Annotated in this window: 20 protein-coding genes; 7 read left to right on the forward strand and 13 right to left on the reverse strand. The window is 64.6% G+C overall.

Translation table 11 applies throughout. The annotated features are described in order from the left end of the window. The first annotated feature begins 37 nt into the window (after positions 1 to 37). Complete coding sequence (grxD, locus tag B3P22_RS16340) at positions 38 to 364, forward strand: Grx4 family monothiol glutaredoxin (RefSeq protein ID WP_179574230.1); 327 nt, start codon at positions 38 to 40, stop codon at positions 362 to 364. A gap of 61 nt (positions 365 to 425) precedes the next feature. Here grxD and B3P22_RS16345 read toward each other — a convergent pair whose 3' ends face one another. From B3P22_RS16345 to B3P22_RS16355, 3 genes are read right to left on the reverse strand one after another with little or no spacing between them, the layout of a single operon-like run. After that, entirely contained in the window at positions 426 to 764 is a 339-nt protein-coding gene (locus B3P22_RS16345; RefSeq protein ID WP_197856256.1) for a YdbL family protein, read from the reverse strand. Positions 765 to 775: 11 nt separating this feature from the next. Further along, positions 776 to 967 (reverse strand): YnbE family lipoprotein, encoded by a 192-nt coding sequence (locus B3P22_RS16350; RefSeq protein WP_024309303.1) that lies wholly within the window; start codon positions 965 to 967, stop codon positions 776 to 778. 4 nt (positions 968 to 971) lie between these two features. Continuing rightward, positions 972 to 3527: a YdbH domain-containing protein gene (locus B3P22_RS16355; RefSeq protein WP_275545895.1), complete on the reverse strand. Its 2556-nt coding sequence runs from the start codon at positions 3525 to 3527 to the stop codon at positions 972 to 974. 743 nt (positions 3528 to 4270) lie between these two features. On the opposite strand from B3P22_RS16355, the gene B3P22_RS16360 reads away from it, so the two are divergent. Together B3P22_RS16360 and rmuC are read left to right on the forward strand one after the other, a co-directional pair. Continuing rightward, positions 4271 to 4522, forward strand: coding sequence for a sel1 repeat family protein (locus tag B3P22_RS16360; RefSeq protein ID WP_013716752.1), 252 nt, complete (start codon positions 4271 to 4273; stop codon positions 4520 to 4522). 181 nt (positions 4523 to 4703) lie between these two features. Further along, positions 4704 to 6065: a DNA recombination protein RmuC gene (rmuC, locus tag B3P22_RS16365; protein ID WP_275546051.1), complete on the forward strand. Its 1362-nt coding sequence runs from the start codon at positions 4704 to 4706 to the stop codon at positions 6063 to 6065. Between the two features lie 116 nt (positions 6066 to 6181). Here rmuC and B3P22_RS16370 read toward each other — a convergent pair whose 3' ends face one another. Beyond that, positions 6182 to 9670: a PAS domain-containing hybrid sensor histidine kinase/response regulator gene (locus tag B3P22_RS16370; RefSeq protein ID WP_296271698.1), complete on the reverse strand. Its 3489-nt coding sequence runs from the start codon at positions 9668 to 9670 to the stop codon at positions 6182 to 6184. Positions 9671 to 9872: 202 nt separating this feature from the next. Here B3P22_RS16370 and B3P22_RS16375 point away from each other — a divergent pair, with 202 nt between their 5' ends. Then, complete coding sequence (locus B3P22_RS16375; RefSeq protein WP_275545893.1) at positions 9873 to 10442, forward strand: GNAT family N-acetyltransferase; 570 nt, start codon at positions 9873 to 9875, stop codon at positions 10440 to 10442. A gap of 5 nt (positions 10443 to 10447) precedes the next feature. Then, positions 10448 to 11275 carry an AraC family transcriptional regulator gene (locus tag B3P22_RS16380; protein ID WP_275545892.1) on the forward strand — a complete coding sequence of 276 codons (828 nt, stop codon included), beginning with the start codon at positions 10448 to 10450 and terminating at the stop codon, positions 11273 to 11275. A gap of 74 nt (positions 11276 to 11349) precedes the next feature. Here B3P22_RS16380 and B3P22_RS16385 read toward each other — a convergent pair whose 3' ends face one another. Further along, the gene (locus B3P22_RS16385) at positions 11350 to 12687 is read right to left on the reverse strand and encodes an imelysin family protein (RefSeq protein ID WP_275545891.1); all 1338 of its coding nucleotides are present in this window, start codon (positions 12685 to 12687) and stop codon (positions 11350 to 11352) included. A gap of 190 nt (positions 12688 to 12877) precedes the next feature. Here B3P22_RS16385 and B3P22_RS16390 point away from each other — a divergent pair, with 190 nt between their 5' ends. Both B3P22_RS16390 and B3P22_RS16395 read left to right on the forward strand, forming a co-directional pair. Further along, positions 12878 to 13450: a LemA family protein gene (locus tag B3P22_RS16390; protein WP_197856250.1), complete on the forward strand. Its 573-nt coding sequence runs from the start codon at positions 12878 to 12880 to the stop codon at positions 13448 to 13450. Between the two features lie 10 nt (positions 13451 to 13460). Further along, positions 13461 to 14366 carry a GIDE domain-containing protein gene (locus B3P22_RS16395; protein WP_275545890.1) on the forward strand — a complete coding sequence of 302 codons (906 nt, stop codon included), beginning with the start codon at positions 13461 to 13463 and terminating at the stop codon, positions 14364 to 14366. 305 nt (positions 14367 to 14671) lie between these two features. On the opposite strand, the gene B3P22_RS16400 is transcribed toward B3P22_RS16395, so the two are convergent. From B3P22_RS16400 to B3P22_RS16435, 8 genes are all read right to left on the reverse strand, one after another. Next, a complete protein-coding gene (locus B3P22_RS16400; protein ID WP_197856248.1) occupies positions 14672 to 16735 on the reverse strand; it encodes a putative bifunctional diguanylate cyclase/phosphodiesterase in 2064 nt (687 codons plus the stop codon). A 403-nt stretch (positions 16736 to 17138) separates the two neighbouring features. Next, the gene (locus B3P22_RS16405; RefSeq protein WP_003462535.1) at positions 17139 to 17720 is read right to left on the reverse strand and encodes a superoxide dismutase; all 582 of its coding nucleotides are present in this window, start codon (positions 17718 to 17720) and stop codon (positions 17139 to 17141) included. A 256-nt stretch (positions 17721 to 17976) separates the two neighbouring features. Next, positions 17977 to 19308: a DUF58 domain-containing protein gene (locus tag B3P22_RS16410; protein WP_275545889.1), complete on the reverse strand. Its 1332-nt coding sequence runs from the start codon at positions 19306 to 19308 to the stop codon at positions 17977 to 17979. Continuing rightward, positions 19305 to 20312 (reverse strand): AAA family ATPase, encoded by a 1008-nt coding sequence (locus B3P22_RS16415; RefSeq protein ID WP_419096442.1) that lies wholly within the window; start codon positions 20310 to 20312, stop codon positions 19305 to 19307. Before B3P22_RS16415 ends, B3P22_RS16410 begins: the two co-directional genes overlap by 4 nt. A 23-nt stretch (positions 20313 to 20335) precedes the next feature. After that, on the reverse strand, positions 20336 to 21526 hold the full coding sequence (locus B3P22_RS16420; RefSeq protein WP_296271699.1) for a DUF4350 domain-containing protein: 1191 nt from the start codon (positions 21524 to 21526) through the stop codon (positions 20336 to 20338). Then, complete coding sequence (locus tag B3P22_RS16425) at positions 21523 to 23109, reverse strand: DUF4129 domain-containing protein (RefSeq protein WP_296271700.1); 1587 nt, start codon at positions 23107 to 23109, stop codon at positions 21523 to 21525. The genes B3P22_RS16420 and B3P22_RS16425 overlap by 4 nt, the downstream gene beginning before the upstream one ends. Then, positions 23096 to 24076, reverse strand: coding sequence for a stage II sporulation protein M (locus B3P22_RS16430; protein ID WP_296271701.1), 981 nt, complete (start codon positions 24074 to 24076; stop codon positions 23096 to 23098). Before B3P22_RS16430 ends, B3P22_RS16425 begins: the two co-directional genes overlap by 14 nt. Continuing rightward, the gene (locus B3P22_RS16435; RefSeq protein ID WP_296271702.1) at positions 24073 to 24798 is read right to left on the reverse strand and encodes an RDD family protein; all 726 of its coding nucleotides are present in this window, start codon (positions 24796 to 24798) and stop codon (positions 24073 to 24075) included. Before B3P22_RS16435 ends, B3P22_RS16430 begins: the two co-directional genes overlap by 4 nt. Between the last annotated feature and the right edge of the window lie 88 nt (positions 24799 to 24886).

The raw sequence follows: 24886 nt of genomic DNA on the forward strand, positions 1-24886 counted from the left end.
CGACCGTCGGGTCGCGAAGTCTATGCTGAGGTGCCCCATGGATATCATCGAAACCATCAAAGAGCAGATCGCCAACAACACCGTTCTGCTGTACATGAAAGGCTCGCCCAACGCCCCGCAGTGTGGCTTCTCTGCCCGTGCTGCGCAGGTGGTGATGGGCTGCGGCGAGAAGTTCGCCTATGTCGACATCCTGCAGAACCCGGAAATCCGCGCCAACCTGCCGAAGTACGCCAACTGGCCGACCTTCCCGCAGCTGTGGGTCGGTGGTGAGCTGGTCGGCGGTAGCGACATCCTCACCGAGATGTACGAGAAGGGCGAACTGCAAACCCTGATCAAGGACGCCGTAGGCAAAGCCGAGGCCTGATCGCCGCGCTCGCAAAAAAGAACCCGCCTAGGCGGGTTCTTTCATTTCTGCCGCAGGCTTTCTACTTCTGCAGCCATTGGCCGTTCAGCTGGATGAACTGGCCCTTGGGCGTGCGCTCGATGGCCTTCTTGCCGGCGATGGCTTCTACGTCGTTCAGGCTGATGCCGTTGTCCTTGGCCACTTTCTGGTATTCGGCGCGGCGTGCCTGATTGATCAGGCGCGCGATTTCGTCGGCCTGGCCGCCGGGCTTGACCACACCCAGATAGCCGTTGGGCTGCTCGCCGAGCTGGCCGCTGGCCTTGGCGTCGCCCAGGGCACTCATGGCCTGGTTGAGGTTCAGCGCATAGGCCGGCAGGCTCAGGGTCAGCGCCAGGAGCAGGGTCGAAATATATCGGGTCATCATGCTTCTCCTTAGAACAGGCCGCTGTCTTCGTTGAAGACGTTGTCCAGCGCCTTGTCCACCTTGATGTAGATCTCGTGCTCGACCTTGACGTTGAGGTTGATGTTGATCGGCTCGTTGGGCATGGCCAACTGCACCGTCGGGGTACAGGCCTGGCACAGCAATGCCAGACTCAGGGCGGCGAGGAGGCGGTACGTGCGCATGGCGCTACTCCTTGGTTTCTTGAGGGACACGCTGGCGCATCCGTTGCTGAATCCGTTGCTGGATGATGTCGCTGACCTTGTCGGTCAGTTGCAGGCTCGCCAGCAGGGTCGGAATGTCTTCTTCAAGGTTGATGTTGAAGTGAATCGGACGGCCCTGTTCGATGGCCGGGTTCTGTCCATGTAGACGCATACCGAGGCGCAGTGTGCCGGACGGCTCGTAGTCGAGGCTACTGCTGAGCAGATCGTAGTGGAAGTCTTCCAGCGCGTCGGTGACCAGCTTCATACCCGGGTTGGCCTGGCCCATGGCACGGATGCGCGGCGATTGAAAGCGCAGGCGGCCGCCTGGAGCGCGCGCTTCGATCAATCCCTGCTCGATGCTGATCGTCTCGCTCAGGCGCAGCGGCAGGGTACCGTCGAGCAGGCCGTTGCCCTCCAGCCCCTCGGCCGGATACACGCGAAACAGCTCCTGCAGGTCCAGGCCGCTGAGCTTCAGGGGCAGCAGCTGGCTGGGTTGGTCCAATGCCCAGGTCGCCGGTTCCAGGCGCAGGTTGCCGCCAAGAATGCCCAGCTCGGCGCGCTGATGGCTGAGGCTGCCGGCCAGAGGGCGTTGCAGGCTGGCCTTATAGCTGGCCTGCAGCTGCAACGGGCCGAGGGCGATGCCTGGATCGATCTGTTTCGCGCTGAGGCTGGGCAGCTCCAGGGTGAGGCGATCGCCAGCCAGTTGCAGGCGCAGTTCGCCGTCCACACCGCTCAGCGTGCTGCGGTCGTAGATGCCGGCCAGACCCTTGCCGCTCAGGCGAGCGCTCAGCTGCAGAGGCTTGTTGGCGGGTAGGCGCAGACTGGCTTCGCCCTGCAGGCGGCCGTTGTCCAGGGTCAGCAATGGCGGCCAACTGGCCAGGGTTTGCGCCAGCGGGTTACCGGCGCGCAGAAAGAGTTCATCGAGCGTGGCCTTCAGCACCAGCCCGTCGGCGCTGTTGTTCAGGCCCAGGGCCAGGCTCAGGCCGGAGTCGACCAGCAGGGCGCCATCGAGCGCCTGGCGGACGCTGTCGGCCTGCAGCCGGCCCTGCCATTGCCAGCTCTGGGGCTGCAGTTGCGGATGCTGCAGGCTCTGCACGCGCAGCGCCAGTGGGCCGGACAGCGTAGGTGCAGTCGGCGCGCCGATGATGCCGAGGCCGGCCAGGATCAGTTGCGCCTGCTGCAGGTCCAGCTCGGCGACGCGCAGGCGCTGGATGGCCAGGCGCGAGTCGTCGGCGACCGCCAGTTGCAGTTGCTGCGCCGTGGCATTGCCGGATAGCGCCAGGTTCAGTCGCAGGCCATCGGCGCGAGTAGCACCCAGATCGACGCGTTTGCTGCGAGCTTCGAGCCGCAGCTGGCGCACGTCCAGCGCCCAATCGCGCGACTGCTGCAGGCCGAGTTCGGCGTTCGCCTGCACCTCCAGCGCGCCTTGCCCGCTGAGCGTGAGGCCTACGGCCAGTTCGTTGTCAGCGCTGCCTTGTAGCGGCACCAGCTGCATATTTAGCTGGCCTGGCTGCAAACCGCTTGGCAGGGCGGTCAGCCAGGGCGCGTCCTGCGCGTCGAGTTGCAGGTCGCCGTGCAGCTTGCGCGCCTGCCAGACGCCTGTGGTATTGCGCAGGTCTAGCTGCAGTTCACCGCTGAGCAGGCCGACGCCGGGCATTGGCCAGGGCTGCGGCAGCTGGGCGTCGACACGCAGCCATCCCGGTGCGACCAGCAACTCGCCGAACTGGCGGGTGCTCTGCGGCAGCTGCAATTGCCACTGCGCGATGATGCCGGCTTGCTGCGGCGTCGCTGGCAGGTTGGCCGTGTCTAGTGATGTCCATTCGCTCAGCCAGACGGCGACCCAGGCGATTTCCTGTAGCGGTGCCAGTAGCAGGTCGCCGTTCCATTGCAGTGCATCGCCCTGAGCGGCCAGGTCGCTGCGCAGCTCCAGTTGCTGCTGTTCATCGAGGTGCAGGGTCAGCTGCAGTTGGCGTGGGCTGTCCAAGGCGCCGTCGAGCCCCTGTAAGCGCGCCTGCAAGAGTGCGCTGTGGCTTTCGCGTAGCAGTCGCAGGCGCAGCTGCAGGGCATCGCCCAGGCGCTGCAGGTCGAGCTCGCCATCGACTGCGCACCGGCCCTTGGCGCACGGCAGTTGCGCCTGTACATCGCGCAGTTCGATCTGCCTCGGCAGCCAGGGCAGGGCGTCAAGTATCGTCTGGAGGGTAACGTCCAGGTCGCTGTCTGCCGGGTTCTGCGCTGCTGTCTCGGCCGGCAGCCAGTCCACTCGCAGACCCTGTGCAGCCAGGCGGTAGCGCGGCGTTTCGCTGGCCAGCCATTGCAGCTGCAACTGCCTGGCATGGGCATGCAGTTCGCCCTGCTGACGCTGCACCAGGCTCACCTCATGCAGTTGCAGACCGCGCCAGGTTAGGCTGAAGCCTTGCCAATCCAGCTCGACATGCTGTGCTTCCAGCAACTGCTTAACGCGATAGCCGGCGTAGCCGGCCAGTAGCGACAACAGCGCCAGAATCGCTACGCAGATGCTCAGCCAGAAACGCCGGCGGCTCATGAGTTCTCCTTGCCAAGGCCTGTTGCGCGACGGTACCCCATGCTCCGGAGGGTGCCAAGCCGCTCCATGGCGTTGTGTATGGCGCTGGCACGACCATGCGCCCTGGCTGTGCACAACCTCAAACGCAAGCATGCGCTGATTGTGTTCGGCGAGGGGAAAGCTGGCGTTTTTATGGCGCGTTCAGCCTTCTCCCTCAGTCGAGTGGGTGAGAGGAAGCCAAGCGCCTGCTGTCTTGGGTGAACAGATCGCTGCCGTTTCGCTGTGCGCCGTTTCTGCTGCGGGAGCCGTTAGCGCAGCCCGCATGAACACTGCATTGGCCGTTTGCATGCCCCGAAACAGAGCGCTGCGCGGATATGTCGCAGCGAGTTGTGCACAATGCTGAAGCAGGCTGTCACATCACTGTCAGAAACGCCGCTAAGCGTTTGATTTTTCGTGGTTGATTTTTAAGTCAATGAAAAATATGAATTTTTCCCATTGGCGAAAAAATCGACAGTTTGTCTCAAAGCCCCTAACCATCGGGCCTTGCACCTCTTTCGAGCAAGTTGTTCACGGACTTATCCACAGCTTCTGTGGATTGTGACGGAACTCTTTTTAGCAGTGGCAATCGATTCGTCCGGCGAGACTTTACCTTCGGGAAAAAAAGAGTAGAGTGGCGCGCCCCGGCAGTCACCCCTCCGTTATTTATGCCTCGCGCTTTACCTTCGTCATCCTCCGCAGCTCGTTCCGGTTCTTCACGTCTGCCCATGCGCGTTGCGCTATGGCTGCTCGACAGCCCGCGCCTGGGACAAACGCCCAGCGTAAAGCGCATCGCCGGCAACCTGCTCAAGCAGCCCGCGCGCAAAGGTTGCGTGCAGGCGCAAAGCCGCCTGGGCCAGCTGCTCTGCCGCGACTGCGGCAACACTCGCGACCGTCGTATCGGTTATGAACTACTGCGCCAGGCCGCTCGTGCCGGCGACCGTGGTGCCCAGCTGGAGCTGGAGCGCCTGTCACGCTGAGTGCGTGCTAGCCCCCGTGTGAATCGCCGGCTGGGTATACTGCTCGGCGGTCCAACATGGAGCGTCTATGCCAATCGATCCTCTTTCTCTTGCCATCGGTGCGGTCGTCGCGCTGGTCCCGCTGTTGGCGGCGCTCTGGTCATTGCAACGCCGGCTGACGCGCGAACAAGGCGAGCAGGCGCTGCTGCAGGAACGGCTGGAGCATGCCCAGCTGAGCCAGGCCGGTCTGCTGGCGCAACTCGATGCCTGCCGTGCAGAACTGGCCGAGGTCAGCGAGATCAAGGTGGACCAGCAGACCGAGCTGGCCGGCCTGCGCCGTGAAAACGAACTGCTGCAGCAGGAACGGCAGATCGCCCGCGAGGCCGCGCAATCCTGGAACCAGCAGCGCGAGCGCCACGAAGCCGAGCTACGCCGTCTGACCGCAGAATGTGCGGCGCTGGCAGCTGAGCTGCAGGAAAACCGCGATAACCAGCAGCAGCGTCTCGATGACCTGCAGGGCGCGCGCAATGAGCTGCGCGCGCAGTTCTCCGAATTGGCGACGAAGATTTTCGACGAGCGCGAGCAGCGTTTCGCCGAGACCAGTCAGCAGCGCCTCGGTCAGTTGCTCGACCCGCTCAAGGAGCGTATCCAGGCGTTCGAGAAGCGCGTCGACGAAAGTTATCAACAAGAGGCGCGTGAACGCTTTTCCCTGAGCAAGGAGCTGGAGCGCCTGCAGCAGCTCAACCAGCGCCTGGGCGACGAGGCGACCAACCTCACGCTTGCTCTCAAGGGGCAGAAGACCCAAGGCAACTGGGGCGAGCTGGTGCTGGAGCGTGTGCTGGAGCATGCCGGCCTGGAGAAGGGACGCGAATACCAGACCCAGGTCAGCCTCAAGGGCGCTGGCGGTGAGCGCTTCCAGCCTGACGTGCTGATCCGTCTGCCAGGCGACAAGCAGGTGATCGTCGACGCCAAGGTCAGCCTCAGTGCCTACCAGCAGTACGTCTCGGCGGTGGACGAGCCGATTCGCCAGCAGGCGCTCAAGCAACACCTGATTTCCCTGCGCAGCCACCTCAAGGGCCTGTCCGGCAAGGACTACCAGCGCCTCGAAGGCTTGCACAGCCTGGATTTCGTCCTGCTCTTCGTGCCCATCGAAGCCGCGTTCGCCACGGCGCTGCAGGCCGAACCGGACCTGTTCCAGGAAGCCTTCGCGCAGCAGGTGGTGATCGTCAGCCCGACCACCTTGCTGGCGACCCTGCGGGTGATCGACAGCCTCTGGCGCCAGGAGCGCCAGGGGCAGAACGCGCGCGAGATCGCCGAGCGCGCCGGCCAGCTGTACGACAAGTTCGTGGCCTTCGTCGCCGATCTGGATGAGATGGGCAGTCGCCTGCAGCAGTTGGACAAGGCCTACGCCAGCGCGCGCAACAAACTGGTCGACGGCCGCGGCAATCTCGTTGGCCGTGTGGAAAACCTCAAGTTGCTCGGCGCCCGCGCGAGCAAGAGTTTGCCTGCCGATCTGCTCGAACGTTCTTCCGATTTGCCGGCGCTGGACGAGTTGGGCGAGTAAGCCACAGCCAGTCGTAAAGAGTAGGGCGGGTGCAACCCGCCGTTAATGTGCTGGCGGGCTGCATTCGCCTTACAAGCGCAAAGGGCCGGCGACCTTGTAAAAACGGCGGGTGCTTGCTAACCGCGCAACACCAGATGACGACTGAGCAGGGCGCGCAGCGCAGCCGGCTTGACCGGCTTGGGCAGGTAGTCGAGGCCGGCGGCATGCACCTCGGCGACCAGCTCCGGGCGGCCGTCGGCGCTGATCACCACGCCGGGCACGGGCTCGCCCAGGCGGGTGCGTAGCCAGGCCATCAGCTCGGTGCCGGTCTCGCCTTCGTCCAGGTGGTAGTCGACCAGGGCCAACTGCGGGTGCACGTCCTCGCTGAGCAGGTGTTCGCACTCCAGACGGTTGCGCGCTGTCCACACCTGGCAGCCCCAGCGCGACAGCAGGCTGTGCATGCCGGTGAGGATGCTGTCCTCGTTGTCGATGCAGATCACCTGGGTGCCTTGCAGCGGCTGGCCGTCAACAGCGGATACGGCCGGGCCTTGCGGCTTCGGCGCCGGTTTCCTCGCCAGCGGCACGCTGACGCTGAACACGCTGCCCTTGCCTGGCCAGGAGCGCACCTCCAGGCGATGGCCGAGCACGCGGCACAGGCCGTCGGCAATCGCCAGACCCAGCCCCAGGCCTTTCTCGGCGCGGGTCTGGTGGCTGTCCAGGCGTTTGAATTCCTCGAAGATCACCTTGCGCTTGTCCTCGGGGATGCCCATGCCGCGGTCCCACACTTCCAGACGCAATTGCTCGCCCTCGCGGCGTACGCCCAGCACCACGCGGCCCTTGGCGTAGCGAAACGCGTTGGTCAGGAAGTTCTGCAACACCCGGCGCAGCAGCTTGATGTCGCTGTCGATCCAGTGCCGACTGCCATGCACGCGCAGGTCGATGCCCTGTTCCGCAGCCAGCACACCGAACTCGGCGGCTAGGGTGTCGAACAGGTTGGAGAGGGCGAAGGGGTGGCGATCCGGCGTGATCCGCCCGTTCTCCAGACGTGAGATATCCAGCAGGTCGGTGATCAGGTCTTCCGCTGAGCGCAGCGAGCTGTCCAGGTGCCGGACCAGCTCTTGCGCTTCGCTGGGCAACGCATCGTTCTGATGGGCCAGCGCTGCGGAGAACAGGCGCGCAGCATTGAGGGGCTGCATCAGGTCATGGCTGACCGCCGCCAGGAAGCGCGTCTTCGACTGGTTGGCGGCCTCGGCGTGGGCCTTGGCCTCGGTCAGCGCCTGGTTCAGTTTCGACAGCTCAAAGGTACGCTCGGCCACCCGCCGCTCCAGGCTCTCGTTGGCATCCTTGAGGGCGCGCTCGGCTTCGCGGAATTCGGTGATGTCGGTGAAGCTCATGACGAAGCCGCCGCCCGGCATGGGATTGCCGATCAGCTCGATCACCCGGCCGTTGGGGAATACCCGTTCATAGCTGTGCGCAGTGCCCTGGCGCATCCAGTACAGGCGCTTGGCGACGTTCTCTTCGACGTTGCCGCCACCGAGCATGCCACGCTCGGCGTTGAAGCGGATGATCTCGGCAATCGGCCGCCCCACGTAAATCAGGCCTTCGGGATACTCGAACAATTCCAGGTAGCGATGGTTCCAGGCCACCAGGCGCAGGTTCTGGTCGACCACGCTGATGCCCTGGGTAATGTTCTCGATCGCGCCCTGCAGCAGGGCACGGTTGAACTGCAGCACCTCGCTGGCCTCGTCGACGATGCGCACCACATCCTCGACCTGCATCTCGCGGCCTTCGATGGCGGCCTTGACCACCGCACGGGTGCTCGAGGCGCCTAGCACGCCGGCGAGCAGGCGCTCGGTGTGGGCGATCCATTCGCTGTTGGCCGGCTGGTTGGGATCGAAGGCCTTGTTCTTGCCTTGGCGCAGGGCGAAGCGGGTGAAACTCTGGCGCGCACGCTCCTCGCCAACGAAGCGGCTGGAGAGCATCAGCAGGTCACCGACCTGCACCGCCAGCAGGCTGCGGCCGCTGGGCTTGGTGCCCAGATCGTGGCCGATGAAGCGCCCGGCCTGCCAGTGCTCGGAAACGCGGGTTCGGGAGAACCAGGACACCCAGGCGAACAACAGCATGTTGCCGGCCAGCGACAGCACCACGCCGCGCGTCAGCGGGTCGACCTGCAGGCCGATGGGGGCGTAGAGCAGGGCGGTGAGGCCGGGGAAGCTGTCCAGCGACCAGCCCATGCCGCGTGCCGCCAGCGGCAGCACCAGGGTGTAGAACCAGAGCATGGCGCCGACGATCAGGCCGGCGAACACGCCGCGGCGATTGGCCTGCTTCCACACCAGGGCGCCGAACATGGCCGGCGCCAGCTGGCCGATGGCGGCGAACGACACCTGGCCGATGGTCGCCAGGCTGGTGCCCTCGCCAAGCAGGCGATAGCAGACGTAGGCCAGCAGCAGAATCAGCACGATGCTGACCCGGCGGGCGGTGAGCATCCAATGGCGAAACGCCTCGAACGGCCGCTCGGTGCTCTGCCGGCGCAGCAGCCAGGGCAGCAGCATGTCGTTGGAAATCATGGTCGATAGCGCCACCGAGGCGACGATCACCATGCCAGTGGCCGCCGAGGCGCCGCCGATGAAGGCCAGTACCGCCAGCCCCGGATGGGCCTCGGCCAGCGGCAGGCTGATGACGAAGGAGTCCGGCGTGATGCCGGCCGGCAGCAGCATCTGCCCGGCCAGGGCGATGGGCACGACGAACAGCACGGCCAGCACCAGGTAGGCGGGAAACACCCAACGTGCCAGGCGCAGGTCCTTGGGCTCGATATTCTCCACCACGGTGACGTGGAACTGCCGTGGCAGGCAGACGATGGCGATCATGGCCATGCCGGTCTGCACCAGCATCGCCGGCCAGTTCACCGCCTCGTTCCAGAAGTCGTCCAGCTCGGCAGTATTGTGTGCCTGCTGCAGCAGGTCGTTGAAACCGTTGTACAGGCCGAAGGTGACGAAGGCGCCGACGGCAAGGAAGGCCAGCAGCTTGACCAGCGATTCGAAGGCGATGGCCAGCACCATGCCGCGGTGGTGCTCGGTGACATCGAGGTTGCGCGTGCCGAACAGGATGGTGAACAGCGCCAGTGCCAGCGACACGATCAGAGCGGTGTCCTGGGCGCTGGTGCCGGTGTCCTGGGCGTGTTCGCCAATCAACAGGTTGACTCCGAGTACGATGCCCTTGAGCTGCAGGGCGATGTAGGGCAGCACGCCGACCAGGCAGATCAGTGCGACGACGATGGCCAGCGACTGCGACTTGCCGTAGCGCGCGGCGATGAAGTCGGCGATCGAGGTGATGTTCTCCTGTTTGCTGATCATCACCATCTTCTGCAGCACCCAGGGCATGGTCAGCAGCAGGATGATCGGGCCGAGGTAGATCGGCAGGAACGACCACAGTTGTTCGGCAGCCTGGCCGACGGCACCGAAGAAGGTCCAACTGGTGCAATACACCGCCAGCGACAGCGAATATACCCACGCGCGGACTTTCGGCGGCATGGGCGCACTGCGGCGGTCGCCATAGAAGGCGATGGCGAAAAGGATGGCCATGTAGATCAGGGCGACCGCGGCGATCAGCCCGGGGGACAGCGACATGCAGACTCCGAAACACGCAGTGGAACGAAACAGGACGAAACGATGTTGATCAGTGTTGCACAAAGCCGGACGCTGTCGGCTGCGACCAAGGTCGCAGCCAGGCAGCTGTGCTTTGCGACGGGACTCGATTGTGCAGCAGCGCAGGGGCTGATAGCGTGGTCGGTTTGCGATTCTGCCCAAGGACGGACCCGAGGAAGCCCCTATGTTCAAGCCGCAACTGGTGACGTTGCAACGTGGCGCTTTGCGCCTGGAACCGCTCTCCGATGCGGACATCCCCGCCCTGGTAGCACTGGCTGAGGCCAATCGCGAGGAGCTGCTGTACATGAGCGGTACCCAGCGCCTGGACTGGTACCGCAGCGCCCTGGCCGATCTGCGCGAGCAGCGCGCGCTACCTTTCGTTATTCGCCTGGGTGACGAGCTGGTGGGCACCACCCGCTTCGCCGATTTCATGAACGCCCTGCCGGCCTGCGAAATCGGCTGGACCTGGCTCGATCGCAATCAGCATGGCAGCGGCCTGAACACCACCATCAAGTACCTTATGCTCAGGCATGCCTTCGACAACTGGGGCATGGTCCGCGTACAGCTGAAAACCGCCGCCAGCAACCAGCGTTCGCAACGCGCCATCGAGAAACTGGGCGCCGTCCGTGAAGGTCTGCTGCGCAACCATCGTCGGCTGGCCGATGGCCGTCTCGACGATACCGTGCTGTACAGCATCACCGATCAGGAATGGCCGGCGCTGCGAGAGGCGATGGAGGCGGGCTTCGGCGCCTGAGCTGCATGCAAATTCGCGAGCAGACCCGCTTCTGGCAAGCTCCCGCATTGAGCGGAGTCGAGCTGTTGCAGGCGCGCTACCTGGAACAACGCTTCGCGCCTCATGTGCATGAGGGCTTCGTTTTCACCGTGATCGAGCACGGTGCCCAGCGCTTTCATCACCGTGGCAGCGACCACCTGGCACCGCAGGGCAGCATGGTGCTGATCAACCCGGACGAAGTGCACACCGGCTCCAAGGCGCATGACGACGGCTGGCGCTATCGCGGCTTCTATCCGGGTAATGATCAGGTGCTGGGTGCGCTGCAGGAGCTGGGCCTGGCCAGGGCGGGCATGCCGTCGTTTTCCTTCAGCGTGCTGCATGATCCGCAGTTGCACAGCGCCTTCCTGCAACTGCATCGCCTGCTCGAGGACGGCGCTGAAGCACTGCAGCAGCAACTAGCCTGGCGTGAGGCGATTCTGCTGCTGTTCCAGCGTCATGCACGGCTGGCCGAACCGCCTGCGCCCGGGCGCGAGCCCTGGGCCGTGGCCTGTGCCAAGCAGATGCTCGCCGACCGCCTGATCGAGCCACCTTCCCTGGAAGAGCTGGCGGCTGCGGTCAATCTCTCACCCTTTCATTTCGCCCGGGTGTTTCGCCGTGCGACCGGGCTGCCGCCGCATGCCTGGCTCAAGCAACGTCGTCTGGAACAGGCGCGTGCGTTGCTCAGGACCGGCTGCACGGCGGTCGCCGTGGCCATGCAGCTGGGCTTTGCCGACCAGAGCCACCTGTCGCGACAGTTCAAGCAGGCCTACGGCGTCAGCCCTGGCGAGTATCGCAGCGCCGTGGCGCGCAACTGACAGCAGCGAAAACCAGACGTAAAAAAGCCGGCGCTCCTTACGGAGGCGCCGGCTTTTTCAGCCCGCTGCGTCGATCAGAATTCGTGATCGGCGGTGTCCGGGTTCAGGTCGCCGATGCCCAGCTTGCCCGCGGCCTGCTCGATGGCGCCAGTCTGCTTGACCAGGGCGGCGATGGCGTCACGCACCAGTTGCTGGCCTTCGGCGTTATCGGCCGCGATCAGCTGATCGAAGTGCACGTTGTTCTTCTCGGCGCTGTCGACCAGTGCCTGCAGCTTGGCTTCGGTTTCCTGCAGGTCGGCCTTGAGCGTGGCATCGGCCTGGGAGTCGGCCTTGGCGACCAGCTCGGACAGGCTCGGACCGGTCAGGGTAGTGCCGTCGGCTTTCTTGTATTCGCCCAGGTAAACGTTGCGAATGCCTTTGCCGTTGTAGAAGTGCGAGTTGTGGGTGTTGTCGCTGAAGCAGTCATGCTCGTCTTCGGTGGAGTTGGCCTCCAGCGCCACCTTCATGCGCTCGCCAGCCAGCTCGCCGAGCGACAGGCTGCCCATGCCGAACAGCATCTTGCGCAGGCCGTTCTCGCCCGAATCGGCGACCAGTTCGCTGCGGTAGTTGCCTTCCACGCCGTCCTTCCACTGCTCGACCATTTCCTCCAGATCGCTGACCAGCAGGTCGGTGGCGGCTTTCAGGTAGGTGCGGCGACGCTCGTTGTGGCCACCGGTGGCGCCTTCGCCGACCAGGTAGTCGGTGTAGGGGCGTTCGCCAGCACCTGGCTCGGTACCGTTCAGGTCCTGGCCCCAGAGCAGAAACTCGATCGCGTGGTAGCCGGTGGCGACGTTGGCTTCGGAGCCGCCCAGTTCGTTCAGGCTGGCCAGCAGCTCGCCGTTGATCTCGCTGACGTCGATCTTGTCTTCGCCGACCTGGATCTCGGTGTTGGCGATGATGTTGGCCTGCGCGCCCGGGTTGCCCAGTGCGTGCTGGTAATCTTCGGCGACGTAGTCGATCAGGCCTTCATCCAGCGGCCAGGCATTGAGCTGACCTTCCCACTCGTCGACCACCGGGTTGCCGAAACGGAACACTTCGGTCTGCATGTACGGCACGCGCGCAGCCAGCCAGGCTTCGCGGGCGGCTTTCAGGGTCGCCTCGCTGGGGGCGGCGAGCAGCGCATCGACTGCAGCCTGCAGGTCTTTGCCAGTGCTGGCGGCGTCGCTGAACACGGCCAGGGCCAGATCGGCGTAGTGATTGACCACGGCCTTTGCCGCTGCTTCGTCGACCTTCGCGGCAGTGGCCGGAGCCGCGCTCTCGGTGGCGGCGGCAGGCGCTGCAGCCTGGGTGGCGGGAGCTTTGTCTTCGCCGCAGCCAGCGAGGGAAATGGCGATGGCCAGCAGGCTGGCCGAAGCCAGGGGCATACGAATCATGGCGGGGTCCTTTGCATGTACGAATGTGGACGGTACGCAGGCGTACCTGAAAAAGCCGCGACATAATGCAAATGTTTCGCATTATGTGTAAAGGCCATTATTTGCCCTTGTGCGGGATATCGCTGCCACATGTCGTTCCTGTCGCTAGAATGCCGACACCTGATTCGCAGTTCTGCATGGAGAAAACTGCATGAGCCTGACCGCCGTGATCGTTATCGTCGTCCTCGTCCTGCTCGGCGCCTACGCGGTGTCCCTGTATAACGGCCTGGTGCGCCTCAAGCATGGCGTGAGCAAGGCCTGGTCGAACATCGACGTGCTGCTCAAGCAGCGCCACGACGAACTGCCTAAGCTGGTGGAGACCTGCAAGCAGTACATGCAATACGAAGGCTCGACCCTGGAGCGCGTGATCGCCGCGCGTAGCGCCGTAGCCAGCGCCCGCGAGCAGCAGGACGTCAGCGCCCTGGGCAAGGCCGAGAGTGGCCTGCGTGCCGGCCTCGGCCAGCTGTTCGCCCTGGCCGAGAACTACCCGGAGCTCAAAGCCAACGACAGCTTCCAGCACCTGCAGCAGCGCATCAGCGGCCTGGAGAACGGCATCGCCGATCGCCGCGAGCTGTACAACGAGGCGGTCAACCTCAACAACGTGCGCATCGAGCAGTTCCCCGATGTGATCGTTGCGCGCATGTTCAACTTCCAGGCTGCCGACTTGCTGGTGTTCAGCGAGGCGGAGAAGGCAGACGTAGATCTGAAATCGTTATTCAACTGAGCGCCTGCCGATGTTGCAAGCCGACCCTATTGGCTTCTTCACGACACTGGCCTTTACCCTTGGCGCCTGCCTCGGCGGCGCCTGGTGGTTCTTGCGGCGTTGGTCGCAGGCGCGTCATCTGCTCGATACGCCCACCTCGAAGATCCGCTCGGCGGCGCAGGGTTATGTCGAACTCTATGGTGTGCTCGAAGCGCTGCCGGACATGCCGGTTCGCGGGCCGCTGACCGGCAAACCGTGCCTGTGGTGGCGCTTTCGTATCGAGGAATACCGCTCCAGCGGCAAGAAGCGCAGCTGGCGGGTGATCGAGAGTGGTGCCAGTGACGCCTGGCTGCGCCTGGTCGACGGCACCGGCGAATGCCTGATCGACCCGCGCGGTGCCGAGATCAAAGCGGCGGTGCGCGAGGTGTGGGAGGGCAATCTGCGCCACCCGCTGGGCCCGGCCAAGACCGGGCTGTTCGGCTTTCTTACCAGTGGCCAGCGTTATCGCTACAGCGAGGAGCGCTTTCACGTTGGCCAGCCGCTGTATGCCATTGGCGATTTTCGCACCCTCGGCGCTGCGCAGCAGGGATTCGACAGGCATGCCGCTCAGGGTGAAGTGATCCGCGAATGGAAGGGCGACTACGCAGGCCTGCTGCGGCGCTTCGACAGCGACGGCAACGGTGAGCTCGATGAGCAGGAATGGAATCGCGTACGCCTGGCTGCGCAGCTGGAGGCCGAGGATCGCCACCGGCAGAAAGCCTCCGAGCCGGCGCGGCACCAGATGGCCAAGCCCGGTGAACGTCAGCCGTTCATCCTCTCCAACAGCGGGGAGGACGAACTGGCGCGCAATTTCTATTGGCAGGCTGCCGGTGGTGCCGTGTTGTGCCTGGCAGGCGCCTTGGCCACGGCCTGGTTATTGGGTGTGCAGCACTTCTAGAAAGACGCAACCTGAGCGCTCAATGCTCGTCCATCGTCTTCCGTTTAGTGGTGAGGGGTCAGGGGAACTTGCGAACACGCGCCGCCGGGTTTCTGGAACGCTGCAGGCAGATAGGGTGTTCTTGGGAGCGACTTGTCCGCGAATTGGACTGGCTCTGTAGAAAGGCTTCGCGGACAAGTCCGCTCCCACCGTCGGGCAGGCGCTGTTGCCGGAAACGCCCCCAGCCCCTTGAACGAACAAGCCCGCCGATATGGCGTAATTCCGTTCACACAAGAAGCGCTCGAAGGCGGTCAGTGTAGTACGCCTCAGAGCGTGGCCGGGTTGGCGGCCGAGCTCAGGCGTCTTGCCTGCTTGAGGAACAGGGTCAGCTCGCGCGCCGGTAGCGGCTTGCTGTACAGATAGCCCTGACCCTCGTGGCAGCCCTGGGCGATGATGTAGGCCTCCTGTTCGGCGGTTTCCACGCCCTCGGCGATGACCTGCATGCCCAGGCTCTTGCCCAGCTGGATGATGGCGCGAACGATGGTTGCGTCGTCCTCGTCTTCGAGCAGGTCCTGCACGAAGCTCTTGTCGATCTTGATCTTGTCCAGCGGCAAACTCTTCAGGTAGCTCAGCGAGGAATAGCCGGTACCGAAGTCATCGATGGCGATCAGTGCACCGGAGCGACGCAGGCTGAGCAGGTGCTGGGCGGCAGTGCTGATGTCTTCCATCAGGCCGGTCTCGGTGACTTCCAGTTCGAGGCTCCTGGGCGGCAGGCGGTAGACCTGCATCAGGTTGTTGACCACGCGCGGCAGCTCGGCATGGTGCAGCTGCACGGTGGACAGGTTGATGGCCATGCGCAGGTCGCTGAAGCCTTGGTCGTGCCATTCGCGCAGCTGGCGGCAGGTCTGATCGAGAATCCACTCGCCGATAGGGATGATGGTGCCGTTCTGCTCGGCCAGAGGGATGAACAGGTCCGGCGCGACGAAGCCATGCTGCGGATGCTGCCAGCGCAGCAGCGCTTCGACGCCAACCACGCGGTGGTCGCGATAATCCACCTGCGGCTGGTAGACCAGGTGCAGCTGGTTCTGCGCCAGGGCATCGCGCAGATCCTTCTCCAGCTCGCGGCGGCGGCGCATCTCGCTGTCGACGCTGGCGATGTAGAACTGGTAGCGGTTGCGCGAGCGGCTCTTGGCCAGGGTCATGGTCTGTTCGGCTTTTTGCAGTAGCTTCTCGGTGCTGTCGCCGTCTTCCGGGAACAGGGTGATGCCGATGGTGGCGCGCAGGCGCACTTCGTGCTGATCGAGCAAAAAGGGCAGTTCCAGATCGTCGAGCACGCTCTGCGCCAGTTCGGCGGCTTCGTAAGGCTGCTCGATGTCGGCCTGAACCAGGGCGAACTGGTCGCCGCCCAGGCGGGCCAGCGCGCCGAGACGCCCGCTGTGGCTGCGCAGGCGATCGGAGAGGGCGAGCAGCAACTGATCGCCGCTCTGGTAGCTGAACTGTTCGTTGATGCCCTTGAAGTCGTCGAGGCCGACGCACAGGACGGCGACGCGGCGCTGCAGGCGGCCGGCGTCTTCGAGAATCTGGTCGAGCTGCTGCTGCAGTTGCTGGCGGTTGGGCAGCCCGGTGAGGAAATCGTACTGGGCCATGCGCAGCAGGCTATTCTCGGCTTCGCGACGCAGGTGGGTGTTGCGTTCGATCGAGGCCAGCAACTGGTTGGCGGTGTTGATCCACAGGCCCAGCTCGTTCTTCTCGTTGCCCTTGAGCATCGGCAGCTTGTGTTCGCTGGGTCGGTCGGGATTGATGCTGGTGAGGTGTTCGATGATCTTCGACAGCGGCTTGGTCAGCAGCCAGTGGTAGACCAGATAGAGCACCAGGCCCATGGCCATGGCGCGCAGCACGCCGGAGATGAAGATGATCACCGAGTTGGTGACGAAACTCTCGCCGTAGGGCGCCGTGTCGAGGGTGATGTTGAGGTCGCCGTAGTATTCGCTGTAAGGACCGCGGCCGACCAGCTTGGTAGCGAACTGCTGTTCCTGACCGAGGATCGGGTCGGTCAGCCAGCGCGTGGGCATTTGTGCCAGCTCGCGCGAGCGCTCGGCGAGCATCGGCTCGTTGGGGTGACCAATGGAGGCGTAGCGCACCGACTCGTGCTGGAACAGGCCCTCGATCACCTGCATGCCCATTTCACGGTCCAGGCTGTACACGGCCTGGGTCGATGGATCGCGAAACATGCCGAGAATGCGGTGAGCATCGTTCGCGACCGCCTGGCGTGTCTTGTAGGCATCGAAGACGATTTGCGCGCAGCTCAATACCACTCCGACCACCAGCGCGGAAAGCAGCACCACGCGGAGCAACTTGAGTGACAAGCTGTTCTTTAATTCCAGCTTCAAAGGCAATTCCTTGTGTCGATGCGTGCAGCGTCATTCAGACGAGAGTATTGGCAATCTAGCCCTAGCCGTCAAAGGGCCATCATGTCTGGTGGCACTTTTTATTCTATAAGGAATGTTCATGATGAGAGTCGGCGCTTCCAGGTCGATGCGTTGCCCTATGTCGGTGCGATTGCGCGAGACTTGAGCACCCTTTGTCGGATTGATGGAGCGCGGTGGCTGCTTTTGCGCCTGCTGCGGCCCGGCATGGACCGGCACTGGTTCATGGCTGAATCTACATCACTGGTGTGTCGAACGCACAGATCTGGCGGAGCCCGGCGCATCGCTTGCCCGAGACGCCGACCCAGGTACCAGACACGAAAAACCCGGCCATATGGGCCGGGTTTTTGCGTTACGGGGCTTGGACTCAGGCCGCGTAGTTCTGGGCGACGAAGTCCCAGTTGACCAGGTTCCAGAACGCCTCGACGTACTTCGGACGCAGGTTGCGGTAGTCGATGTAGTAGGCGTGTTCCCAGACGTCGCAGGTCAGCAGCGGGGTGTCGCCGCTGGTCAGCGGGCAGCCGGCGCCGATGGTGCTGGCCAGGGCCAGGGAACCGTCAGCTTTCTTCACCAGCCAGCCCCAGCCGGAACCGAAGGTGCCGATGGAGACCTTGCTGAACTCTTCCTTGAACTTGTCGAAGGAACCGAAGGCAGCGTTGATGGCGTCAGCCAGGGCGCCAGTGGGCTGGCCACCGCCGTTCGGCGACAGGCAATTCCAGTAGAAGGTGTGGTTCCACACCTGAGCGGCGTTGTTGAAGATGCCGCCCGAGGAAGTCTTGACGATCTCTTCCAGGCTCTTGCCTTCGAACTCGGTGCCCGGCACCAGGTTGTTCAGGTTCACGACGTAGGTGTTGTGGTGCTTGTCGTGGTGGAATTCGAGGGTCTCGGCGGAAATGTGCGGCTCGAGAGCATTCTTTTCGTAAGGCAGCGGCGGCAATTCAAAAGCCATGGTCTATCTCCTACTCAGGTCGTGTGCGGTATGCGCCAGGCCGATCACGGGCGGCCCGTGGAGGGCGTTCACAACTGCTGCGCTAGCGGCTTTGCAAACACCACTCGAAGCGGCGTCGAGTTTGTACTCTTTGCGCCGCAGACTCGGGATCATAGCACCCGGCCACGGCCATAACCACGCAACATCTGTGTGGGAAAGCCGGTGCCAGGGCCTCTGCGACAGTGGCTTCGACCATCGTGCGCGCCAGCAGTTGCCTTTACAGGGCGCCGGCTTTTTTCCAGGCCAGATAACTGCTGACCAGCTCCGGGCCCAGTTCGCCCGGGCGGGCGTCGAGCACCGGCACCTCATGGGCAGCCAGGCGTTCGTGCAATTCGGCGCGGGCGTTGAGGTAGTCGAGCGTGCCGCAGTAGGCGAGGGCCTGGTCGAATTGCTCTACCGGCGTCTGGCGCAGGCGGTCCAGCGCTTCCTCGCGCAGGCTGGCGATCAGCACGCGGTGTTGGCGCGACAGGCGGCGTACGGCGGCGAGCAGATCCTGGTCATCCTCGTCGCGCAGGTTGGTCACCAGTACCACCAGCGAGCGGCGGCGCTGACGCGCCAGCAGCAAGTCGGCAGCGGCGCTGAAGTCGGCCGGTTGCTGGCTGGTGTCGAGGTCGTAGACGGCGTTGAGCAGCACGTTCAGTTGCGCGGGGCCCTTGACCGGGGCCAGGTAGCGTGACTGGTTGCCGGCGAAGGTCGCCAGGCCCACGGCATCGCCCTGGCGCAGCGCCACGTAGCTGAGCAGCAGGCAGGCATTGAGGGCATGGTCGAAGTGCGACAGCTCGTCGTCCTGGCTGCGCATGCGGCGGCCGCAGTCGAGTAGGAAGACGATCTGCTGATCGCGCTCGTCCTGATACTCGCGGGCGATGGGCATGCGCTTGCGGGCGGTGGCCTTCCAATCGATCTGACGCAGCGTGTCGCCATCACGAAATTCGCGTAGTTGGTGAAACTCCAGGCCCAGGCCGCGGCGTGGGCGCTGGCGCACGCCCAGCTGGCTCAGCCAGTCGTCCACGGCTTTGAGCTGCGCGCCGTAGAGACGCGCGAAATCCGGGTAGACGCGGCTTTCGTCGGCGAGCGGCAGCAGGCGTTTGGCCTGCCACAGGCGCAGTGGACTGGGCAGCTTCAGCTCGCACCGGGCGAAATGGAAGTGCCCGCGGATCAGCGGCTTGAGGCGATAGCTGACTCGCGTCTGCTGGCCGGGGTGCAGGGTGATGCGTTGTGGCAGGAACTCGAAGGCCATGCCTTCGGGCACATGATCGAAGACTTCGATTTCCTGTGTTTGGGTGAAATCGTGATGGGCGATCAGTTGCACCTCGCTCCAGCGTCCCAGCGGCAGGTTGCCGGGCAGCACGCGCTCCAGGCGTGGCGAACCCTGGCGGCGCAGCCACAGCCCATCGACGGAGGCGATCAGCAGCAAGGCCAGCAATAGCCCCCAGGCCAGCGGCATCAGGCTGTCTGCCAGGCGAATGCCGAGCAGTGGCAGGGCACCGAGCAGCACGGCAGCGGCGAACAGGCCGCCAAGCAGCCCAAGGAGCAGGCGCGAAGGTTTCATAGGCGCGGTGCCGGTACCTGATCGAGCAGTTGCTGCAGAACCTGATCCACTGACAGGCCTTCGATATCCAGCTCAGGTGCCAGGCGCACGCGATGACGCAGCACGGCCAGCGCGCAGCTCTTGATGTCATCCGGCAGAACGAAGTCGCCGCCACGCAGCAGTGCGCGTGCACGGGCACCGCGCACCAGGGCAATGGAGGCACGCGGCCCGGCACCCATCGCCAGGCCCGGCCAGCTGCGGGTGGCGCGGGCCAGGCGTACGGCGTAATCGAGCACCTGATCATCCAGGGGCAGGTCGCTGGCGATCTTCTGCAGCGCCAACACGTCCTTGGCTTGCAGCAGGGTACGCAGCGGGCTGACTTCGAGCATGTCGGCCTTGGCCGACCGGGTCACCTGGCGCACCATGTTCAATTCTTCGTCCTGCTGCGGATAATCCATGCGCAGCTTGAGCATGAAGCGGTCCAGCTCGGCTTCCGGCAGAGGGTAGGTGCCTTCCTGCTCGATCGGGTTCATGGTCGCCAGCACCATGAACGGCAGCTGTACCGGCAGAGCGCGACCTTCCAGGGTCACCTGGCGTTCCTGCATCACTTCCAGCAGGGCAGCCTGGGTCTTGGCCGGTGCGCGGTTGATCTCGTCGGCCAGCAGCAGGTTGGTGAATACCGGGCCCTTGCGCAGCTTGAACTGCTCGCTCTGCATGTCATACACGGCGTGGCCGGTGACATCGCTGGGCATCAGGTCCGGGGTGAACTGAATGCGTGCGAACTCGCCGCCGAAGCAGCGCGCCAGGGCGCGTACCAGGAGGGTCTTGCCCAGGCCCGGTACCCCCTCGACCAGCACGTGGCCGCCGGCGAGCAATGCGGTGAGCACGTCATCGATCACCGCGCTCTGGCCAATCACGGCCTTGCGCAGTTCGGCGCGCAGGGCCTGGGCCAACTGGCTGGCACGCTGGCGTTGCTGCACCTGCGGATTGCTCGGCGCGGCGGCCGGGGTTTCCTGCTCCGGCAGGTTGTCGTTCTCGGGGATCTCGCTCATAGGGCATTCCTGAGGGTTTGCAGGTGGGCGACCTGGCGGGTGAAATCACTGGCAGACAGGCGTTGTGGCGGCAAGGGGCGCATGGCCTGGCTGATGTCCTTGGCGGGCAGGCGGGTCAGGCGACCGAGCACCTGCCACTGATCGGCTACGGCGAGCTTCTCGAAGCCTGGGTAGCGGCGCCGCGCACGGCGATTGATGTCCTGCTGCAGGCCTTTGAGCAGGCTGTGCTGGCCACTGCGGCGAAGGAGGAAGTCGGCGCTGCCGCGCAGGTGTTCCTCGAGCTGGCGGCGTGCCCGGCTGGCCGGTGCCTGCAGCGGGCCGTGACGCACGCCAACGTGCCACAGGGCGGCGATGATCAGCAGGGCCAGGACCAGCAAGGCCAGCGGGAAATGGCGCAGCAGCAGGCGCGCCAGGCCTTCGCTGTCGGCGTGGTAGAGCAAGGTCACGGCGCTGTCCTGGCTCAGATACCAGAGCAGCCAGGCGTGGTCGTATTCGTTGATGTTGCGGTTCTGCCAGATCCACGGGTCACTGAGCACGGTGATCAGGCCATCGCCGTGGTACAGCTGCAACAGGTGCGTGGCGGCCTCGCTGTTGGCCCAGGCATGCGCGCGATTCTGCGCGTCGTACAGGTGGAAGTCGGTGTCGAAGGCGATATAGGCCGGCGCCTGCTCGTTCTCCAGGTAAAGCTTGGTCAGTTGCGGGTAGGCCTCGCGCGCTTCGTCCTGCTGGTTTTCCACTTGCGCCTCGCTGGCCTCTTCATCGTCCAGTTCGTCGCTCATGTACTGCTGGATGCCGAGCAGGTCGAGCAACAGGTCGCCGCTCTCGCCGTCCTCTTCGTCCCACAGTCGTTCGGCGATGAACAGCAGATGACCGCCATTGGCCGTCCATTGCAGTACGCGCTCGACCTGGCGCGGCGTCATGTTGCCGCGGTCGGCCAGCAGCATCAGGGTCTGGCCTTCGCTGGGCAGATCGTCGAGCACTTCCAGGCCTTCTGCGCGGCGCGCGGCGATGCCCTGCTTGCGCAGAAAATGTTCGGCGGCCAGGTAGGGGCTGCTGGCAACCTCGGGGGCAGGGCCGTGCTCGATCACGTCTTCATACGGTTCGAGCTTGCCCAGAACGTAGCTGGCGATCAGCCCCACAACCAGCAGCAGGGCCATGGCGAGGATGAATCCGCTGCGCCGACTCATGCCGCACGCTCCTGGCCGAACAAGCTACGCCAGCCCTGACACAGGCCCTGACGTAGGGACTCGGCGGGCACGCGGTGACCATAAGCCAGCGCCTGCCAGTGCTGGGTGAGCAGCCGACTGTAGTTCTCCAGGTTCTGCTGCCCAAGGCCTGCGACCAGGTGCAGCACTTCCCCTTCGGTGTGCGACTGCTTCAGCGGTAGACGGTGTTCGTGCAGCAGACGGCTGAGCAGGGCGCGGTAGAGCAGGCCTAGCGCAGCGCGCGGTTGTTCGGCCCAGAGCCGCTCGGCTTCGCTGGCGACGTCGTCGGGCAGGCTCTCCGGGGCCAGCTCAAGGCCAAAGAGCTGTTGCGGTGCTACCGGTCGGCGCCGCGTCGGCAGGCCAATGCGTTCGCCAAAGGCCTGCAGCCACTCGCGATAGCGCCAGAAGATGAAGGCCAGCAACGCGGCCAGCGCCGCCCACAGCAGCACTTCGAAAATTTGCGCGACGACATCCAGGCTCTTCCACCATTCGCCCAGCTTGAGCAGGTTCTTGAGCATGTCGAGGAAGGCTTCGACATCTTCCGGTTTCGGTTCTTCTGCGGGCTTCTCTTCGCCCAGACGCCAGCGCGTGACGGTTTCGCGATGCTGGAAGGGCGGCTCGTCGAGCAGCGCTTCGATGCTTTCACGTGCGGCCTGGCTGGTCAGCGGCTGCTTGAGCATGCGCGGGGCATCGGGGGCTTGCGGGTCGGTCTGCTCAACCTCTTCGCTGACGATCGGCGGCGTGTCGGCCCAGACATCGCCTGGCAACTGCGCCAGCAGCACGGTGCAACCGAGCAACAGGGCGTAGGCACTGCCGGTCAGGCGCTGGCGCAGACGGCGGAAGGTCAGCTCGATATCCCAGGCTTCCAGGGCGGTACGGCGGTTGAGGTAGAGGGTGAAACCGCAGGCGACGTAGACCGGTTCCCAGAGGATCAGCAGCAGCACGTAGAGCAGGTTGGACAGGTGCTCCAGCCACAGCCACTGGCCGCTGCTGGCGGCGATCAGGCTTTCCCAGGTCCAGTCCAGCTCCACCTGCTGCGGCAGCATCAGGTAAAACAGGGCGATCAGGCCCATCCACAACGCGATTTCCAGGTGCACACCCACCAGCGTCAGCCAGGTAGCGGCGGCGCTGTCACGCTGGCCGAGCACTACCAGGCGCTGGCTACGCGCCTGACCGGACAGGCCTTCGAGCTGCAGCACGGGCAGATCGAAGCTGCGCGTCGGGCTCAGACGGCGCCAGGTCAGGCTGGCCAGCAACTGTGGCCACAGCAGTTTCGGCAGTGCACGCAGAGATTGCTTCAGCGAGGGCGTATTGCCGAACAGCGCCTGCGAAAGAATGTACAGCGGCAGCCGCTCATAGGCGGGTTTGAGCCACCAGAACAGGAACACGGCCCAACCCGGATACTGCCAGAGCAGGGCGCAGAGCAGGGCGAACAGCGGCAGGGTGACCAGCGCCCAGCTGGCCATCAGCAGGCCGGCGTGACGACGGGCCAGCAGCACGCCGAGGTCGATGGCTTCCCAGGCGCTGCGAGGGCGGATGGCGACGCTGGCTTCAGTCAGGCGCATGCTGCCTCCGCCCGGCCAGTAGCAGATAGCTCAGTACCAGCACCCAGAGACCCGCACCGACGATGTACTTGATGTTCGGGCGGGCGAAGGTGGTGGACGACCAGAACGCTTCGATGAATGCGGCCAGCAGCAGGAACAGGATCACCCCGCAGACCAGCTGGATCGCCTTGCCGGCTGCCAGGCGCAGCGCTTCGCCGCGGGGCAGACGGCCGGGGGCAAGCAGCGCCCAGCCGAGCTTGAAGCCTGCCGCGCCGGCCAGAGCGATGGCGGTCAGCTCGAAGGCGCCATGGCCGATGACGAATGACCAGAACGGCTCGCCATAGCCGATGCGCGTCAGGTGACCGGCCACGGCGCCGATCATCAGGCCGTTGAACAACAGGAAGAACAGGCTGCCAAGGCCCAGCAGCAGGCCGCTGGCGAAGGTCTGAAAGGCGATGCCGATGTTGTTCATGATGTAGAAGCCGAACATCACCCAGTCATCACCGGAGCCACGTTCGCTGAAGCGGCCGAGGCGGCGCGCGTCGGGATCGTACATACGCTCCATTTCGCTGACCTGATCGGGGCTGACCAGGCTGAAGATCAGTTCGGGATAGAGGTATGTCAGCAGCCCCATCAGGGCCAGGCTGCCGAAGAACAGCAGGCTGGCGACGCAGACGCTGCGCCATTCGCTACGAACCAGGCGCGGAAAACCACCGAACAGAAAGCGGATCATCTGCGCGCCAAGGTGGCTGCGATGACGGTAGAACTGCTGGTGGCCACGCATGGCCAACTGCTGCAGTTGATCGATCAGGTGGCTGCTGTAGCCGCGCGCCTGGGCCAGAGCCAGGTGCTGGCAGAGTTGTCGATAGCGCGCGGCGAAGCTCTGGCAGGTTTGCGCTTCGGCCTTGCCGCGCTCGAGTGCCTCGAGCTGGCTGTTGAAGGCATCCCAGTCCGGCTGATGGCGACTTTCGAACAGACTCTGCTTCACGGAGCGCTCCCCAGCAGGCCACGGGCGATGCCGTTGAGGCGCGGTTCTGCCTGCTCTACAGGCACCTGCAGCGGTTCGGCCAGTAGCGCCGCCAGCTCCGCTCTGCGGGCTGCGGACAACTGACTGCCACGTTCGGCGAAACCGAGGATGGCGCGTTGCTCGCCGAGGCTGAGCGGGAAGGGCGCTGACAGCGGTTCGGCGTCGGCGAGTTGCGGTTTGCTCAGCGGCGCGTCGCGGTAGACCACCAGCGTGCCGGCGGCGATATCGCCGAGACGCTTGAACGCCGGATGGTTCAGGCAACTGATGATGCCCAGGGTGTAGCCGAACGGCAGGATGTCGACGAAGCGCAGCAGGTTGCGGGTCAGCGAGGCAGCCCAGCCGATGGGCGTGCCGTCATCGTGCACCACGCGCAGGCCAAGCATCTGCTTGCCGGGGGAGCGACCCTGGTTGAGTACCTCGAACAGCACCATGTACCACCAGGTCACGAGAAACAGCAGAATGGTGCCCAGACCCATGCCGAACTGGCCGAGCAGGCCGAGGACGATGAACATCAGGGCGAGAATCAGGCCGCGAATGGCCAGGTCGATGGCGAACGCCAGGGCGCGCGGGACCAGCCCGGCCGGTCGCAGATGCAGATCGATGCCTTCCGGCGTTTCGACCTGATAGCGGGTATCCAGGGGCGGCAGGGGGGATGAAAAGCTGGCGCTTGAGCGTGAGGGCATCGGCGGACTGCATCAAGGAAAGCCCGATGCTAGCGAGCAGCGGGCCACGAACGCAACCGGGCCAGCGAGCTGGCCCGAGTGACGTCGG

Origin of the sequence: Pseudomonas sp. UBA6323, assembly GCF_002439135.1 — a bacterium.
Classification (GTDB): domain Bacteria; phylum Pseudomonadota; class Gammaproteobacteria; order Pseudomonadales; family Pseudomonadaceae; genus Aquipseudomonas.